Genomic DNA, 16,699 nt, shown 5'->3' on the forward strand with positions numbered 1-16,699 from the left:
TGGTGCGCTGATGATTGGTTGCACGATAACTGGTTAAACCTTGAGCAATTTCCGCTATAATCCCGCCCCCTCTTTTTCGGCTGGCACCTCGCGCGCTGTTTTCATGAAACTAATCGTAAAAGTCTTCCCCGAGATCATCATCAAAAGCCCGCCGGTGCGTAAGCAATTCATCCGCCAGCTGGCCAAGAACATCCGCATCGTGCTCCGTGATCTGGACCCGGTACTGGTGGTGGACGGGTCGTGGGACAACCTCGAGGTTCAGACGAAACTGACTGACGCCAAGGTCCTGCAGGACATGACCGACCGCCTGAGCTGCATGCCGGGCATCGCCAATTTTCTTCAGGTGGCCGAATACCCGCTGGGCGATATGGACGACATCGTTGCCAAGTGCAAACTGCACTACGCCGATTTGCTGCCGGGCAAGATGTTTTCAGTGCGCTGCAAGCGGGCAGGCAAGCACACATTCAGCTCTATGGATGTCGAGAAATACGTCGGCAGCCAGTTGCGCAAACAGTGCGGCGCGGCCGGTATCGAGCTGAAAAAGCCGGAAATCGTGGTGCGAATGGAAATTCGCGACAAACGGTTGTTTGTGATTCACAGCCAGCACAACAGTGTCGGCGGATACCCGTTAGGCGCCCTCGAACAGACCCTGGTGTTGATGTCCGGTGGTTTCGATTCGACTGTGGCGGCCTATCAGGTCATGCGTCGCGGGCTGATGGCGCATTTCTGCTTCTTTAATCTGGGCGGGCGTGCCCATGAACTGGGCGTCATGGAAGTCGCACATTTCATCTGGAAGAAGTACGGCAGCTCCCAGCGTGTGCTGTTTGTCAGCGTGCCTTTCGAGGAAGTTCTCGGAGAAATCCTGCAGAAAGTCGATAACAGTCATATGGGTGTAGTTTTGAAGCGTATGATGTTACGCGCTGCATCCTCTATCGCTGACCGTCTTGATATCGATGTGCTGGTTACCGGCGAAGCGATTTCACAGGTTGCCAGCCAGACGTTGCCGAACCTGTCGTTGATTGATGCCGCGACTGACAAGCTGGTCTTGCGTCCTTTGATCACCAGCCACAAGCAGGACATCGTCGATCAGGCGGTCGAGATTGGCACTGCCGATTTCGCCAGACACATGCCTGAGTATTGCGGGGTGATTTCGATCAACCCCAAGACCAACGCCAAGCGCAACCGCGTTGAGTACGAAGAGCAACAGTTCGACATGGAGGTTCTCGAGCGAGCGCTTGCGAACGCCAAACTGGTTTCGATCGATCGGGTGATTGACGATCTGAGCCGGAGCATCGAGATAGAAGAAGTCAGTCAGGCACTGGCAGGGCAGGTCATCGTCGACATCCGTCACCCGGACGCCCAGGAAGATCAGCCGCTGGTGTTGCCTGGCATTGAAGTACAGGCGTTGCCGTTCTATGCATTGAACAGCCGCTTCAAGGAACTGGATAACACGCGCCAGTACCTGTTGTATTGCGACAAAGGCGTCATGAGTCGCCTGCATGCTCACCATTTGCTCAGTGAGGGGTATGCCAATGTGCGCGTTTATAGACCGAGCTAAGTGCCCGGGGCTGTTTGCCTGTGGCTTGCGTCACCGGCCCCCCGACGCCAGTCGTCTAGCCGTAACGGCTTTGGCCGACTCTGACGTTATAAATAGCTGTTTAGCAGTATTCAGCTAACCGAATCCTCTGATCGAGATACACAAGTGATCGAAAATCTACGCAACATCGCCATCATTGCTCACGTTGACCATGGTAAAACCACCCTGGTAGACAAACTCTTGCGCCAATCCGGCACTCTGGAGCGTAACGAGCTCAACGACGAGCGCGTGATGGACTCCAACGACCAGGAGAAAGAGCGCGGTATTACCATTCTGGCGAAAAACACCGCCATCAACTGGAACGGCTACCACATCAACATCGTGGACACCCCGGGCCACGCCGACTTCGGTGGTGAAGTTGAGCGCGTAATGTCGATGGTTGACTCCGTGCTGCTGCTGGTCGACGCACAAGACGGCCCTATGCCGCAAACCCGTTTCGTGACCAAGAAGGCTTTCGAAGCCGGCCTGCGTCCAATCGTGGTTATCAACAAGGTTGACCGTCCAGGCGCGCGTCCGGACTGGGTTCTGGATCAGATCTTCGACCTGTTCGACAACCTGGGTGCTACCGAAGAACAGCTGGACTTCAAAGTCGTCTACGCCTCGGCCCTGAACGGTATTGCCGGTCTGGACCACGCTGAAATGGCTGAAGACATGACCCCGCTGTACCAGTCGATCGTCGACAACGTACCTGCGCCGTCTGTTGACCGTGACGGTCCGTTCCAGATGCAAATCTCCGCTCTGGACTACAACAGCTTCCTGGGTGTTATCGGTGTTGGCCGTATCGCTCGTGGTCGCGTCAAGCCGAACACCCCGGTTGTAGCGATCAGCGCCGACGGCAAACGCCGTAACGGTCGTATCCTGAAGCTGATGGGTCACCACGGTCTGCACCGCATCGACGTTGAAGAAGCAGCAGCTGGCGACATCGTCTGCATCAGCGGTATGGATTCGCTGTTCATCTCCGACACCCTGTGCGACCCGCTGAACGTGGAAGCAATGGTGCCGTTGACCGTTGACGAACCTACCGTTTCGATGACCTTCCAGGTCAACGACTCGCCGTTCTGCGGTAAAGAAGGCAAGTTCGTGACGTCCCGTAACATCAAGGAACGTCTGGACAAAGAGCTGCTGTACAACGTTGCTCTGCGCGTTGAAGAAGGCGACACCGCTGACAAGTTCAAGGTCTCGGGCCGTGGTGAGCTGCACTTGTCGGTACTGATCGAAACCATGCGTCGCGAAGGCTTCGAAATGGGTGTTGGTCGTCCGGAAGTGATCATCCGTGTCGTTGACGGCGTGAAGCAGGAACCGTTTGAAAACGTCACCATCGACCTGCCAGAAGAATCCCAAGGTTCCATCATGGAGCAAATGGGTCTGCGTAAAGGCGATCTGACCAACATGGTTCCGGATGGCAAGGGCCGTGTGCGCCTTGAGTACAACATCCCTGCTCGTGGTCTGATCGGTTTCCGTAACGAGTTCCTGACCCTCACCTCCGGTGCAGGCATCCTGACCTCGATCTTCGACCGTTACGACACCATGAAGTCGGGCGATGTGTCGGGCCGTCAGAACGGCGTTCTGGTTTCGGTTGAAACCGGCAAGGCTCTGACCTACTCGCTGGAAACCCTGCAGGCTCGTGGCAAGCTGTTCGTTGAACACGGTCAGGAGATCTACTGCGGTCAGATCGTTGGCTTGAACAGCCGCGACAACGACCTGGGTATCAACCCAACCAAAGGCAAGAAGCTCGACAACATGCGTGCTTCGGGTAAAGACGAAACCATCGCTCTGGTTCCACCTGTCAAGTTCACCCTTGAACAGGCTCTGGAATTCATCCAGGACGACGAGCTGTGCGAAGTAACGCCTAAGTCCATCCGTCTTCGCAAGAAGATCCTGGACGAAAGCGAGCGTACCCGCGCTGCCAAGAAAGCCAAGAACTGATTAGTTTTTAATCAGGCTTGAAAAAACGCCCCCGACCGCAAGGTCGGGGGCGTTTTTGTTTGTGTGGTGATCACTTATTTTGTCGGAGCTGCCCAGGTCTCTGTGGGAGCGAATTTATTCGCGAAAGGGCCAGTCCTGAGGCATATCTGTGACTGACACACTGCATTCGCGAATGAATTCGCTCCCACAGATGTCCGTGTTCGTAGGGTTATGGCGCAGTGTCAGCGCCACCGTCTCATATTGGCAATCTTAAAACTTCGGAAATGGCGTGCTGGTGTTGTTCTTCAGCGTGCCGGTGTCCTGACGCACTACGGCCTTGGGCTTGTAAGCGCAGTAGCCGGGACGCGGGCCAACCTTGGGGTGGTTGCGGCAAGTGTCCGGACGTTTGTCGTAGATGGTGCACAGGCGGCTCTTGCGGTCCAGATACAGGCAGTCGTTATTGCTCATGCGCTGCAAGGTGAAGATTTCGGACTTCTGGTTGTAGCGCTCGACAATCCCTTCCTTCTGCAAACGCTTGGCGATGTTCTTTGCCGGTTCGCCGCGCTCGAAGTCATCGACGATGCCGATGCGGATCAAGTCCTTGATCTTCACTTCAACTGGCAGCGTGCAGCAGCTGGAGATGCAGCCTCCGCACATATGGCTGGAGTATTTGGCCCAGGTATCGATACGGTCGATTTCTGCGGCGGCGATCAAGGTCGGTTTCATGAGCAATACGGTTCCGGGTGTATCGGGCGCGCGATGATACCGGTGTCCGGGGAAATCGAGTAATCAAAAATTACCAAGGCGACTGGTGGGCATAGAGCTTTGGGGACGTGATTACCTTGTGTGCGGTGCTTGGTCTGGGCAGGTTTGCGGTGATCTCAAGCTCATGATGAACCTGTGGGACCGAATTCATTCGGGAAAGCGATATTTCGGAGCCCAGAATTGGCCGCGTATGTACCGGCCCCTTCGCGAATAAATTCGCTCCCACAGGGTTTGTGCGTGCAGGCAATTAAAGAGTCCTCCGCTGGAACCCCAGCAATCAGCTCTGCGCCAACACTTTCGCCAGTTCCTCTATCTGCTCCTGCCGCTCAGCCTGATTCAGCTTTGCCCCCGGATTCAGCGACGACCATTGCGGATGAGCGCGGGCTTTTTGCAGCGCGTCGGGCAGTTTGCCTTCACGCCAGGTTTTATCCTGTGGTGTGGTCAACTGGATGCTTTCCATGGCGGCATGGCCTCTGGCGCCCAAGGCAATCAGCAAATGGCGTTGACGCAAGGCGAGCAGGCGCAGTACGGCATCGTCCACCGTAAGCTCGCGCTGACCTTTGATCTTGCCAAGCAAGCGCCCGCCGTAACTGCGTGCAGTCTGTAATGCCCCACCGGCAATCGCTCCAGCCAAAGCCGCCGCACCCATGGTGAGTCCGCCCACCAGCAAGTCGACTCCCGCACCCGCTGCTGCGCCTGCCGCAATTCCGCCGCCAACCCGTACGCCCAGTTGCTTGAGGGTTTCCGGGTTGAACAGGTCGTCACCCCAGCGCCCGTCCAGTAACGGAAGGTCGCTGGCCGCTGCGTCCTGGGTACGAAACGCATACAGCTTGAGTAGCTCCTCCACGCAGCGTTGTTCGCGCTGACGCACCGCTTTGCGCAACTCATCGATAGCTTGTTGCTCATGGCCCGATTCGGTTGAAACGCTGCGGCGGCAGGCCGCGCAGTCGATAAGCAACTGCGCGATCAAGCGACTGGCGCTTTGCTGACGCGCTTCGCGCTGAGCTTCCTGATCGAGAATCAGCCGTTCCAGTTGGCCGCGGGAGTTTTCCAGCAGCAGGGCAAGACTTTCATAAAGGCGCCGCTCGCCGTCTTCCGGCGGCGCGACACTGTCAAAGCGCACCAGCGCATGCAGACCCAGTCGTGCAAGTGCCTCGCGCCATGCGGGCTCCCGGTGTTCTGCACTGCTGACAAAATTCAGGACGGGCAGCAGCGGCTTGCCGCAGCTGGCCAGAATCGACAGTTCGTCGCGATATTTGGCCAGTACCGGCTCCCGGGCGTCGATCACGTACAGACCTGCGTCCGAAGCCAGTAATTGGCGCATGACCTTGGCTTCCTGCTCGAAACGTTGCCTCGCTTCGCTGCCCTCCAGAAACCGCGCAAGCCGCGCCGGGCCGTCCAGACGCTCGCCCGGTCTGTCCTGGCGTTCGAGAAAGTCCAGCAACGCGATGGCGTCTTCCAGGCCCGGCGTGTCGTACAGTTCAAGCAGAGCCTGCCCGTCCACGGATAACCGTGCCCCTTCCACATGGCGTGTGGTGCTTGGACGATGGGATACCTCGCCAAAGCCCACATCGCGAGTCAGGGTTCGCAGCAGCGAAGTCTTGCCGACGTTGGTGTGGCCGACCACCGCCAGCTTCAGTGGGCGGATGTTGTCCTTGTCAGTCATTACCTGTCTCCAGCCAGTTCAGGGGCGCGCTGTCGCTGCAGGTCAGCTCCAGTTGCTGGAGTGCGGCGTGCCAGTCGCCGAGCCTTTGCGGGTTGAGGCTCTGGCCAGCAGGGGCGGGCAATAACCAGACCCGTGTTGCGCCCGCACAGCGAGCCAGTTCGGCAACCAGTGCAAGGCTGCCGCGATCAGGTGAGCGCCGAGGGTCGCAGGCAATCACCAACCGAGCAGGCGGAAAGCGGGTCAGTTGATCAAGCAGTTTTTGTCGGGATTCCCGGCTGTCGAGAATGCCTGCATCAACCACGCCTTCAGGCAATAACGGCGGCCATGGCTGTTCATCGTCCAGTTCGATAGCGACCAACAATGCGCCGTCGCTGTGTTGCGCTGCGCCATTGGGCTGTACTTGATGCAGTTGCTCTGGCGCAGCGTCGCTGACCCCCAGTCTCTCGCTGCTGGGCATCAGGCGTTCGCGAAGCTGGCTGTAACCGGGCAAGGTCAGGTCCAGACTCAAAGCCGCCCGGCCCATGCGCCAGCGCCACACGCAGACCAACGCAAGGATCAGGCGCGGCACGATGCCATAGACCAATAGCACGCCGACCAGCCATGCCGCCCAGGCCTGACGACCTGATTCAACAACCAGGGCGCTGTCGCCGCTGGCGCGGATCATGGACTCGTCCGGCACAGTAAAGCCCAGCATGGCCGGGAGAATGCCGAGGGTCTGGGTCAGGCTGACGAAGGTGTCGCTGCCTAAAATAGTGGTTTCCCACACAAAGCCATAACGTCGGGTTGCCATCAGCATCAATAGCAGCACCAGCGCGCTGACCAGTGCCAGCAGCCATAAGCCATGGATCATCGCACCTAGCACCCATCGATTCAGGCGTTTGCGCTGCAACAGCACAATTAGCGCAGGGGCAAGCTGGGCGGCCTGAGCATCGCGGGCGAGTTTTTCGCTGAGCCATAGCCAGATACGTCCAAGGCTCGCCGTGTTTTGTCCGGCGACGCCGAAGCTCATCGCCCAACTGAACAGCATAATCAGGTTCAGCCCGAGCAGGCTGCCCAGCGCCCAGAACACATTGACCGGCGTCTGGCCGTCGCCCATTGCAGCGAATGCCAGCCCGGCGCCGCTGAGCACCGAGAAAATAGCCAATGCGATCAGCGCCAGGCGCGCGCCTTGTTTCCAGTGCGGCAGTGCGGCGCGCATGCCGTCACGTTCGGCCAGCCACAGGGCCCGGCTTTGCACGCGATTAGTCAGATCGCCACCGTTGGCCCGGGCGCGACGGTTGGCTTCAAGGTCTTCCAGCGGGCCGGCCTGTTCTTCGCGCAGACGCACGGCTTCAGTCAGCCATAGAGTATCGAGGGGAGTCAGAGCAGTCACACAGCGTCTCGTCGAATGAATCAGTAAAAGAGCATAACCTCTGCGCCCTGTATTCGAGCAAATCGGCCGCTACGAATTCAGTGTCAGCGTCTGTTATTCTCGCCGCCATGAAAAATCAACTTCCGCTCAGCCTGATTGCCGCCCTTGGTGAGAACCGAGTGATTGGCGTCGACAATTCCATGCCCTGGCACTTGCCGGGGGATTTCAAATATTTCAAGGCCACGACCCTGGGCAAGCCGATCATCATGGGCCGCAAGACCTGGGATTCATTGGGCCGGCCGCTGCCGGGACGCTTGAATCTGGTGGTCACGCGCCAGGCGGATCTGCAACTGGAGGGCGCTGAAGTGTTCACTTCGCTGGAGTCTGCTGTCACTCGCGCTGAAGAATGGGCCCTGGAGCAGGGCGTTGCGGAAGTGATGCTGATCGGCGGTGCGCAGTTATATGCACAGGGTCTGGCTCAGGCAGATCGCTTGTACCTGACCCGTGTGGCGTTGAGCCCCGAAGGCGATGCGTGGTTTCCGGAGTTTGATCTGGCCGAATGGGCGTTGGTGTCCGAGGTGTTGAACCCGGCGGCAGATGACAAGCCTGCGTATAGCTTTGAGGTTTGGGAGCGGCACTAATTTCCGGTTGACTGCGGAGTTGTGGGACCGGATTCATCCGGGAAGGGGTATTTCAGCCGAGATAAATTCAGCGTCTGCACCGGCCCCTTCGCGAATGAATTCGCTCCCACAGGATTTCTGACGGTCACAAAAGTGTCGTAATCGGAAATCTGCGTCGCGAATCGCTTCCAGTGTGACGCCCTCGGGACGTACACAGTCGCTGGCATCCCCAATCAGTCATCATAATTTGTTACGGTCGATCCTCTTAACGTTCAGGGGGATACCACGATGAAGTTCGCTCCACGATTGCTTGCCGCCGCGCTCTGCCTGGGTCTGGCCGGGCAGGCGTTTGCCGCCACCGAGTTGAAGCACTGGCCTGAGCCCGCGGCAAAAGCGCTCGATGCAATGATTGCCGCCAATGCCAATAAGGGCAATTACGCGGTTTTCGACATGGACAACACCAGCTACCGCTTCGACCTCGAAGAGTCGCTGCTGCCGTACATGGAAAGCAAAGGGCTGATCACTCGTGAAAAACTTGATCCGTCCCTCAAGCTGATGCCTTTCAAAGACACGGCGGATCACAAGGAAAGCCTGTTCAGTTACTACTACCGCCTGTGTGAAGTCGACGACATGGTCTGCTACCCATGGGTCGCTCAAGTGTTCTCGGGCTTTACCCTCAAAGAGCTTAAAGGCTATGTCGATGAGCTGATGGCCTTGGGTAAACCGATCCCGGCCACTTACTACGATGGCGATGTGGTCAAGAAGCTCGATGTCGAGCCGCCACGCATCTTTACCGGCCAGAAAGAGCTGTTCAACAAGCTGATGGAAAACGGCATTGAGGTCTACGTCATGACCGCCGCGTCCGAAGAGTTGGTGCGGATGGTCGCCTCAGATACCAAATACGGCTACAACGTCAAACCGCAAAACGTGATTGGCGTGACCATGCTGCTCAAGGACAAGAAGACCGGCGAACTGACCACCGCACGCAAGCAGATCACGGCGGGCAAGTATGACGAGAAGGCCAACCTTGGTCTTGAGCTGACGCCTTATCTCTGGACTCCAGCGACCTGGATGGCGGGCAAGCAGGCGGCGATCCTGACCTACATCAATCAATGGAAGAAGCCAGTGCTGGTAGCGGGTGATACGCCAACCAGCGATGGCTACATGCTGTTCCACGGCGTAGACGTCAACAAGGGCGGCGTTCATTTGTGGATCAACCGCAAAGACAAGTACATGACCCAGTTGAACGGCATGATCAAAAGCAACGCAGAGGCTCAGGCCAAAGAAGGGTTGCCGGTAACGGCGGACAAGAACTGGGTGATCGTCAAGCCGGATGAGATTCAGTAAATAACAGAATGACGTGCCCCCTGTGGGAGTGAATTCATTCGCGAATGCGGTGTTCCAAGCGACGGATTTGTATCGTTTGTACCGGCCCTTTCGCGAATGAATTCGCTCCCACAGGTTTTGTGTTGCTCCGGGCAGCCCAACAACAAAAAACCCGGCATCGCTGCCGGGTTTTTTGTGGTCACTGAAAAAGCTTACGGCACCAGCTTGTCCAGCAACGCCTTGTCACGCACCGCGCCTTTGTCGGCGCTGGTGGCGAGCAGGGCGTAGGCTTTCAGGGCTGTGGTCACTTTACGTGGACGCACTTCAACCGGCTTCCAGCCTTTCTCGTCCTGCTCTGCACGACGCGCGGCCATCTCTGCGTCGTCGATCAACAGATTGATCGAGCGATTCGGGATGTCTATCAGCACTTTGTCACCGTCGCGCACCAGACCGATTGCGCCGCCAGCGGCTGCTTCCGGGGAAGCATGACCGATGGACAGGCCTGAAGTACCACCCGAGAAACGACCGTCAGTGAGCAGCGCACACGCTTTGCCCAGACCTTTGGATTTCAGGTACGACGTCGGGTACAGCATTTCCTGCATGCCCGGACCGCCTTTCGGGCCTTCGTAACGGATGATCACGATGTCGCCTGCCTGAACTTCGTCAGCAAGGATGCCGCGCACGGCGCTGTCCTGGCTTTCGAAGATCTTGGCGTTGCCTTCGAATACATGGATCGACTCGTCGACGCCCGCTGTTTTCACTACGCAGCCGTCCAGCGCGATGTTGCCGTACAGCACGGCGAGGCCGCCTTCTTGCGAGTAGGCGTGCTCGAAACTGCGGATGCAGCCGTTTTCACGGTCGTCATCCACGGTTTCCCAACGGGTCGACTGGCTGAATGCAGTCTGGGTCGGGATACCTGCCGGGCCTGCGCGGAAGAAGGTGTGCACAGCTTCATCGTCAGTCTGGGTGATGTCCCATTTGGCGATGGCTTCTTCCATCGACGGGCTGTGCACGGTTGGCAGGTCGGTGTGCAGCAGGCCGCCACGGGCCAGCGAGCCGAGGATGCTGAAGATGCCGCCTGCGCGGTGTACGTCTTCCATGTGGTACTTCTGGATGTTCGGCGCCACTTTGCACAGCTGAGGAACCTTGCGCGACAGGCGATCGATATCACGCAGGTCGAAGGGGATCTCGGCTTCCTGAGCCGCCGCCAGCAAGTGCAGGATAGTGTTGGTCGACCCGCCCATGGCGATGTCTAGCATCATGGCGTTTTCAAACGCCTTGAAGTTGGCGATGTTGCGCGGCAGGACGGCTTCGTTGTTTTCGATGTAGTACTGACGGCACAGATCGACGATGGTGCGGCCAGCCTGCAGGAACAGTTGCTCGCGGTCGCTGTGAGTGGCCAGTGTCGAACCGTTGCCCGGCAGTGCCAGACCCAGTGCTTCGGTCAGGCAGTTCATCGAGTTAGCGGTGAACATGCCTGAGCATGAACCGCAGGTCGGACAAGCGCTGCGCTCGTATTCGGCGACTTTTTCGTCGCTGGCGGTAGAGTCGGCCGCGATGACCATGGCATCGACCAAATCCAGGCCGTGTGAGGCGAGTTTGGTCTTACCGGCTTCCATCGGGCCGCCAGAAACGAAGATCACCGGGATGTTAAGGCGCAAAGCAGCCATCAACATGCCAGGGGTGATCTTGTCGCAGTTGGAGATGCAGACGATGGCGTCGGCACAGTGGGCGTTGACCATGTATTCCACGGAGTCGGCGATGATCTCGCGGCTCGGCAGCGAATACAGCATGCCGTCGTGGCCCATGGCGATGCCGTCATCCACGGCAATGGTGTTGAATTCCTTGGCAACGCCACCGGCACGTTCAATTTCACGGGCAACCAGTTGGCCCATGTCCTTGAGGTGCACGTGGCCCGGTACGAACTGAGTGAATGAGTTGGCAACGGCAATGATCGGTTTCTTGAAGTCTGCGTCTTTCATCCCGGTGGCGCGCCACAAGGCACGAGCGCCGGCCATGTTGCGGCCGTGGGTGGACGTTTTAGAGCGGTAATCAGGCATGGAGCACTCCGGGCGGCTAATCAGGTAAACAAGAGGGAGTGAGCTTCTAGTGTCTTCACATAACAAACGGCAGTGACCGCTTGCTGCGAGGGAAACCGACGCCACGGGATCGCCGTGCGCTCGGCCTGAGCTCATAAACCCGCCGGGGATGAATGGCGATGAATAGCGCCGATTCTACACCTGTGAGGGGGATAAGGGATGTTAAGGGTGGGATTTATGGATGAATGATGACTACAGCCATATGGCATCCCAAAGCGGGTAGTCACCATAGCGCTTTACCAGGCCTGTACGAATGGGGTTGGCGACGATGTAGCGCGCTGCCTGGATGATTTCGCTTTCTTGTCGGATTGCTCGATCGTGGTAGCCTTTTTGCCAGAGCTTGAACTGGTGGTTTTTTGCTCTGGTGACGGCGAGAGCGCTGCCTGATTTAACTCGGCGCATTAAGTCACCTAGATCGCCGCTCTTCAATTCTATAAGCCAGTGGAAATGATCCGGCATAACCACCCATGCTAAAGAGTTCGCCAGCTCTTGATCCTGTGCTTTGCGGAACTCGCTTGCCAAAAGTCGCCCCATTGTCCAGTCAGAAAAAATGGGGTCTCGGTTTTGAGTGACGGATGTCAGCAGATAAATACGACCTGTCTCGCAATGGCGACCCTGACGTAATTTCGAGCCACGACATGAATCGGTCATACCATGCCCTTCATTCTGGTTTGAGACAGGAAGGTTAGGCGGTGATGCTGGATTCTGTGGCTCTGAACTGGCTCTTTATGTGTCTGTTCCGATGCCATCGCGGGCAAGCGCGCTCCTACAGTTGAAATTCGATCCTGTAGGAGCGCGCTTGCTCGCGATGACGTCAGTTGTCGTTACGCAAATTTAAACCCAACCATCATTCTTCTTACGGCCGCGGGTCAGGGCCGGGATGATCAGGCCGACCAACAGGCCGGCGCCAGCGATGCTGCCGCCGTAAACCATGTAGCGCATGAGCACGAGGTTGTTCTCGTCGCCCAACTTGGCTTGGGTGGTGCGCAGTTCCGATTGGGATGCGCTGAGCTGCTCGTTGAGATCTTTGCTGCGGGCCTCCAGCTCGTCGATCAGTTTCTTACGGGTGTCCAGGGTTTCCTGCATGCCTTGCACGCGGGTCTTCCAGCCATCGTCGATGGTTTTGAGCTGGCCGCTCAGGTCTGCGACTTGTTGAACCAGTTCAGGCAGCCGCTCGGCCTGGCCGGGTTCGCTTTGCAGGTCAGCTGTCGGAATCCATACCGAGTTGCCACCCTCACGCACCTGGCTGTACTCGCCCTGGGTGCTGATCAACTCAACCTTCTGGCCTGACTTGAGGGTGCCGACAATCCGGTAACCGTCGGTGGGGCCGCTGCGCACATAGGTATTGAGGCTGTCGCTGACCCAGCGGTCATTGGGTTTGGTTTCTGCCGCATGGGCTGTACTGCAAGCAGCAATCAGCAATCCAGCGCCTAGAGTGCGGTAGTTGAAAACACGAGGAAGACGAGAAATGAATGCTGAAAGATGACGAGACATAGACATGGTTATCTTCGATAAAAGGAAAGATAAAGGCGCCGATGGTCGGGCCGGTAAAGATGGGGCAGTGACCTGCAGGGCAAACGCGCTGCAACTGCGATGGATGATCGGCATGGGCGAGAAGGGGAATACATGAGCCTATTGGGGCTCAACGCCAGCAACGCCATCCTTTTTTATCCCCACACACTGACCGTCAAAAACCGTTCGGGTTCATTGCCGGGGTGTGACGGTGACGGAATTCTGACTTGCGGTAGGAAGATGCTGCCGGGTTTGATGTGTAGGAGCTGCCGCAGGCTGGGAAAGCTGGGCTGGCCTCACAGGGCGATTTCACAGCCTGCGGCTCTTATCAAACAACACGTAATCAGCTGAATTCATGCCTAACCCGTGGGACCGAATTTATTCGGGAAGAGGTCTTTGGATTCGCTGAATTTTATCGTCAGGAATGCCGCTTCCCGGATAAATCCGGTCCCACACGTCCTCTGTTTGCGGCGAGAAAGCGCGGTGACATGGACACCGCGGCAGCTCTAGAGCAATAGCGTGCCTTGCTTAGCTATTCGGCAACAACCGGCACGTGATGCTCTTGATGTAACGTGTTTCTGCGATTGCCGGGTGAACCGGGTGATCCGGGCCCTGGCCGCCGCGTTCCAGCAACTGAATGTTGCGGTCCAGGTGTCGAGCGCTGGTCAGCAGGATGTTTTGCAGGTCATCTTCCGGCAGATGCATCGAGCACGACGCGCTGACCAGGATGCCGTCCTTGCTGAGCAAACGCATGGCTTGCTCGTTCAGACGACGGTAGCCGGCTTCACCGTTTTTCAGGTCTTTTTTGCGTTTGATGAAGGCCGGTGGGTCGGCAACGATGACGTCGAAACGTTCTTCGCCCGCTTTCAGCTCTTTCAGGGCGGCGAACACGTCACCTTCGATGCACGTGAGCTTTTCTGCAAAACCGTTCAGGGCGGCGTTACGTTCCACGCCATCCAGCGCAAATGCAGATGCGTCAACACAGGTCACGTCAGTAGCGCCGAATGCCGCTGCCTGAATGCCCCAGCCGCCGATGTAGCTGTAGAGATCCAGAACACGTTTGCCTTTGACGTAAGGAGCAATACGCGCGCGGTTCATGCGGTGGTCGTAGAACCAGCCGGTTTTCTGACCTTCCATGACTGGTGCTTCGAACTTCACGCCGTTCTCTTCCAGCGCTACCCACTCCGGTACCAGCCCGAAGACGGTTTCGACGTAGCGATTCAGGCCTTCTGCATCGCGCGCGGCCGAATCATTCTTGAACAGGATGCCGCTTGGCTTGAGCACTTGAACAAGTGCTGCCACCACGTCTTCCTTGTGATTTTCCATAGTGGCAGAAGCCAGCTGGACCACCAGAATGTCGCCGAAACGATCAACGACCAGGCCGGGCAGCAGGTCCGAGTCGCCGTAGACCAGGCGATAGAACGGCTTATCAAACAGGCGGTCGCGCAAGGACAACGCCACGTTGAGGCGATGCACCAGCAAAGATTTGTCCAGTGGCAACTTGACGTCGCGCGACAGCAGGCGTGCGCAAATCAGGTTGTTCGGGCTCATCGCGACGATACCCAGTGGCTTGCCGCCCGCAGCTTCGAGCACCGCTTGATCGCCAGCAGCGAAGCCATGCAGCGGGGTCGCGGCGACGTCGATTTCGTTGCTGTAGACCCACAGGTGGCCGGCGCGCAGGCGACGGTCGGCGTTGGCTTTGAGGCGCAAGCTAGGCAGGGACATGACGTCGCTCCGGAAAAAAGAGCGGGATTATAGCGCGTCATTCCTGCTCAAGGGCGCGCTGTTGTGAATTAACCGGCTAGCGGTTGCGTGATCCAGGGCTCAGTTGCACAGGGTGCGCGATTATTGCCTTTGAAATGAATTTCTACAGAATCTTCACCGAAGAAAATCGCTGCATATATCGATATCTTTTAAAGGTTTGCGAGGTCTGCTGCCTTAGCGGTGGATTAATTGACGCTCTGAAAGCGCCTGCCGTGTGCGTCGGTGACTGTAAAGCGACAGGTATGAAGGAGTAGAATCCAGGTCTGTCCTTGAGTGTGTACTTATGTCCCAAGAGCTTACGTCCGAGCAGATCCAGAAGGCCTTGCAAGGCATTAGTGTGCCGCCGCAGCCGCAAATCATGGTGGATTTGCAGATGGAGCAGTACATGCCTGACCCGGATCTGGACGTGATTGCGAAGTTGATTTCACAGGACCCGGGCCTGTCCGGTGCGCTGCTGAAAATCGTTAACTCGGCGCATTATGGCCTTGCCAACAAAATCGCTTCGATTCAGAAAGCGGTCAACCTGTTGGGCATTCGCTCTGTCATCAATCTGATCAATGCGCAGTCGATCAAGGGTGAAATGAGCGATGAAACCATCGTCACCCTGAACCGATTCTGGGATTCGACTCAGGATGTGGCGATGACGAGTTTGACGCTGGCCAAGCGTATCGGCTCGCAGACAGTCGACGAGTCCTACGCGCTGGGTCTGTTTCATGACTGCGGCATCCCGCTGATGCTCAAGCGCTTTCCGGACTATATGGAGGTGCTGGAGCGGGCGTACACCAACGCAAGCCCGGAATACCGTGTTGTCGATACCGAGAACGAGGCGTTTGATACCAACCACGCCGTTGTCGGTTATTTCACTGCCAAATCCTGGCGCTTGCCTGAACATGTGACCAACGCCATTGCCAATCACCATAATGCGCTGGCGATTTTTCAGGATGACTCCAATCGCAATGCACAGCTGAAAAATCTCCTGGCAGTGCTGAAAATGGCCGAGCATATTTGTGCGTCCCACAAAGTGCTCGGCAACGAGGATGAAGATCACGAATGGAATGCCATCGGGCACCTGATCCTCGACTATGTCGGTCTGTCGGACTACGACTTCGAAAACCTCAAAGAAAGCATTCGCGAACTCTCTGCGCGCTGATTACGCGTGCTGTTGTATCGCTTCGCGCATCACCGAGTTACCCATGCCTGAATTACCAGAAGTTGAAACCACCCGCCGCGGTATCGCGCCTCACCTCGAAGGTCAGCGAGTCAGCCGCGTCATTGTGCGTGATCGGCGTCTGCGCTGGCCGATCCCCGAAGACCTCGATGTGCGCCTGTCCGGCCAGAAGATCGTTGTCGTTGAGCGACGCGCCAAGTACCTACTGATCCAGGCTGAAGTTGGGACCTTGATCAGCCACTTGGGTATGTCAGGCAATTTGCGGCTGGTCGAGGCTGGTTTGCCCGCGCTCAAGCATGAACACGTGGATATCGAGCTGGAGTCCGGCCTGGCGCTGCGTTATACCGACCCGCGTCGGTTTGGCGCGATGCTCTGGAGTCTGGATCCACTCAACCATGAGCTGCTGATTCGCCTTGGGCCGGAGCCACTGACCGATCTGTTCGATGGTCAGCGTCTGTTCGAGCGCTCGCGGGGCAAGTCCATCGCGGTCAAGCCGTTCATCATGGACAACGCTGTGGTAGTGGGTGTGGGGAATATCTATGCCACGGAAGCGTTGTTTGCGGCCGGGATTGATCCGCGTCGTGAAGCCGGAACCGTCTCGCGTGCCCGGTACGTGAAACTGGCGGTTGAGATCAAGCGCATTCTCGCCGCAGCCATCGAGCGTGGCGGTACGACCCTGCGTGATTTCATAGGTGGCGATGGTCAGCCCGGTTACTTCCAGCAAGAGCTGTTCGCTTATGGCCGGGGTGAGTTGCCGTGCAAGGTCTGCGGTACCACCTTGCGTGAGATCAAGCTGGGGCAGCGGGCGAGCGTGTATTGCCCCAAGTGTCAGAAGTGATGCGGGTAAATGCTCGGCAGGTGGGCGATTCGATGTTTGCATTCAAGCTTGAGTGCGATGTAAATCCTGTGGGAGCGGTGCTTGCCCG

At 57.4% G+C, this 16,699-nt stretch carries 14 protein-coding genes; 7 read left to right on the top strand and 7 right to left on the bottom strand.

Translation table 11 applies throughout. From position 1 onward, the window contains the following. Window positions 1-103 precede the first annotated feature (103 nt). Window positions 104-1,558, top strand: coding sequence for a tRNA uracil 4-sulfurtransferase ThiI (gene thiI / locus EE949_RS08760; RefSeq protein WP_122663929.1), 1,455 nt, complete (start codon window positions 104-106; stop codon window positions 1,556-1,558). Window positions 1,559-1,702: 144 nt separating this feature from the next. Further along, a complete protein-coding gene (gene typA / locus EE949_RS08765; protein WP_095100978.1) occupies window positions 1,703-3,523 on the top strand; it encodes a translational GTPase TypA in 1,821 nt (606 codons plus the stop codon). 249 nt (window positions 3,524-3,772) lie between these two features. On the opposite strand, the gene EE949_RS08770 is transcribed toward typA, so the two are convergent. The 3 genes from EE949_RS08770 to EE949_RS08780 all read right to left on the bottom strand — a co-directional run bounded on the left by EE949_RS08770 (window position 3,773) and on the right by EE949_RS08780 (window position 7,305). Continuing rightward, window positions 3,773-4,228: a YkgJ family cysteine cluster protein gene (locus tag EE949_RS08770; protein ID WP_122663930.1), complete on the bottom strand. Its 456-nt coding sequence runs from the start codon at window positions 4,226-4,228 to the stop codon at window positions 3,773-3,775. 316 nt (window positions 4,229-4,544) lie between these two features. Continuing rightward, window positions 4,545-5,933, bottom strand: coding sequence for a GTPase/DUF3482 domain-containing protein (locus EE949_RS08775; RefSeq protein ID WP_122663931.1), 1,389 nt, complete (start codon window positions 5,931-5,933; stop codon window positions 4,545-4,547). Continuing rightward, on the bottom strand, window positions 5,926-7,305 hold the full coding sequence (locus tag EE949_RS08780; RefSeq protein WP_122663932.1) for a DUF2868 domain-containing protein: 1,380 nt from the start codon (window positions 7,303-7,305) through the stop codon (window positions 5,926-5,928). The genes EE949_RS08775 and EE949_RS08780 overlap by 8 nt, the downstream gene beginning before the upstream one ends. Window positions 7,306-7,412: 107 nt before the next feature. Between EE949_RS08780 and EE949_RS08785 the strand changes: the two genes are divergently transcribed. Both EE949_RS08785 and EE949_RS08790 read left to right on the top strand, forming a co-directional pair. Further along, on the top strand, window positions 7,413-7,925 hold the full coding sequence (locus EE949_RS08785) for a dihydrofolate reductase (RefSeq protein WP_122663933.1): 513 nt from the start codon (window positions 7,413-7,415) through the stop codon (window positions 7,923-7,925). 267 nt (window positions 7,926-8,192) lie between these two features. Further along, window positions 8,193-9,251 (top strand): haloacid dehalogenase-like hydrolase, encoded by a 1,059-nt coding sequence (locus tag EE949_RS08790; RefSeq protein ID WP_122663934.1) that lies wholly within the window; start codon window positions 8,193-8,195, stop codon window positions 9,249-9,251. A gap of 191 nt (window positions 9,252-9,442) precedes the next feature. Here EE949_RS08790 and ilvD read toward each other — a convergent pair whose 3' ends face one another. The 3 genes from ilvD to EE949_RS08805 form a co-directional block, all read right to left on the bottom strand. Further along, window positions 9,443-11,290 carry a dihydroxy-acid dehydratase gene (gene ilvD / locus EE949_RS08795; protein WP_122663935.1) on the bottom strand — a complete coding sequence of 616 codons (1,848 nt, stop codon included), beginning with the start codon at window positions 11,288-11,290 and terminating at the stop codon, window positions 9,443-9,445. A gap of 231 nt (window positions 11,291-11,521) precedes the next feature. After that, a complete protein-coding gene (locus EE949_RS08800) occupies window positions 11,522-11,980 on the bottom strand; it encodes an REP-associated tyrosine transposase (RefSeq protein ID WP_122663936.1) in 459 nt (152 codons plus the stop codon). A gap of 183 nt (window positions 11,981-12,163) precedes the next feature. Further along, window positions 12,164-12,823 carry a TIGR04211 family SH3 domain-containing protein gene (locus tag EE949_RS08805; protein ID WP_205505135.1) on the bottom strand — a complete coding sequence of 220 codons (660 nt, stop codon included), beginning with the start codon at window positions 12,821-12,823 and terminating at the stop codon, window positions 12,164-12,166. Window positions 12,824-12,827: 4 nt separating this feature from the next. On the opposite strand from EE949_RS08805, the gene EE949_RS29955 reads away from it, so the two are divergent. After that, the gene (locus tag EE949_RS29955) at window positions 12,828-12,959 is read left to right on the top strand and encodes a hypothetical protein (RefSeq protein WP_275899033.1); all 132 of its coding nucleotides are present in this window, start codon (window positions 12,828-12,830) and stop codon (window positions 12,957-12,959) included. A 410-nt stretch (window positions 12,960-13,369) separates the two neighbouring features. Here the strand turns inward: EE949_RS29955 and EE949_RS08810 are convergent, their stop codons facing one another. Next, window positions 13,370-14,566 (bottom strand): class I SAM-dependent rRNA methyltransferase, encoded by a 1,197-nt coding sequence (locus EE949_RS08810; protein ID WP_122663938.1) that lies wholly within the window; start codon window positions 14,564-14,566, stop codon window positions 13,370-13,372. Between the two features lie 376 nt (window positions 14,567-14,942). Between EE949_RS08810 and EE949_RS08815 the strand changes: the two genes are divergently transcribed. After that, the gene (locus EE949_RS08815; protein WP_162874643.1) at window positions 14,943-15,755 is read left to right on the top strand and encodes an HDOD domain-containing protein; all 813 of its coding nucleotides are present in this window, start codon (window positions 14,943-14,945) and stop codon (window positions 15,753-15,755) included. A gap of 43 nt (window positions 15,756-15,798) precedes the next feature. Continuing rightward, entirely contained in the window at window positions 15,799-16,611 is an 813-nt protein-coding gene (gene mutM, locus EE949_RS08820) for a bifunctional DNA-formamidopyrimidine glycosylase/DNA-(apurinic or apyrimidinic site) lyase (protein WP_122663940.1), read from the top strand. The last annotated feature ends 88 nt before the right edge of the window (window positions 16,612-16,699 follow it).

This window comes from Pseudomonas viridiflava (assembly GCF_900602065.1).
Taxonomy (GTDB): Bacteria; Pseudomonadota; Gammaproteobacteria; order Pseudomonadales; family Pseudomonadaceae; genus Aquipseudomonas.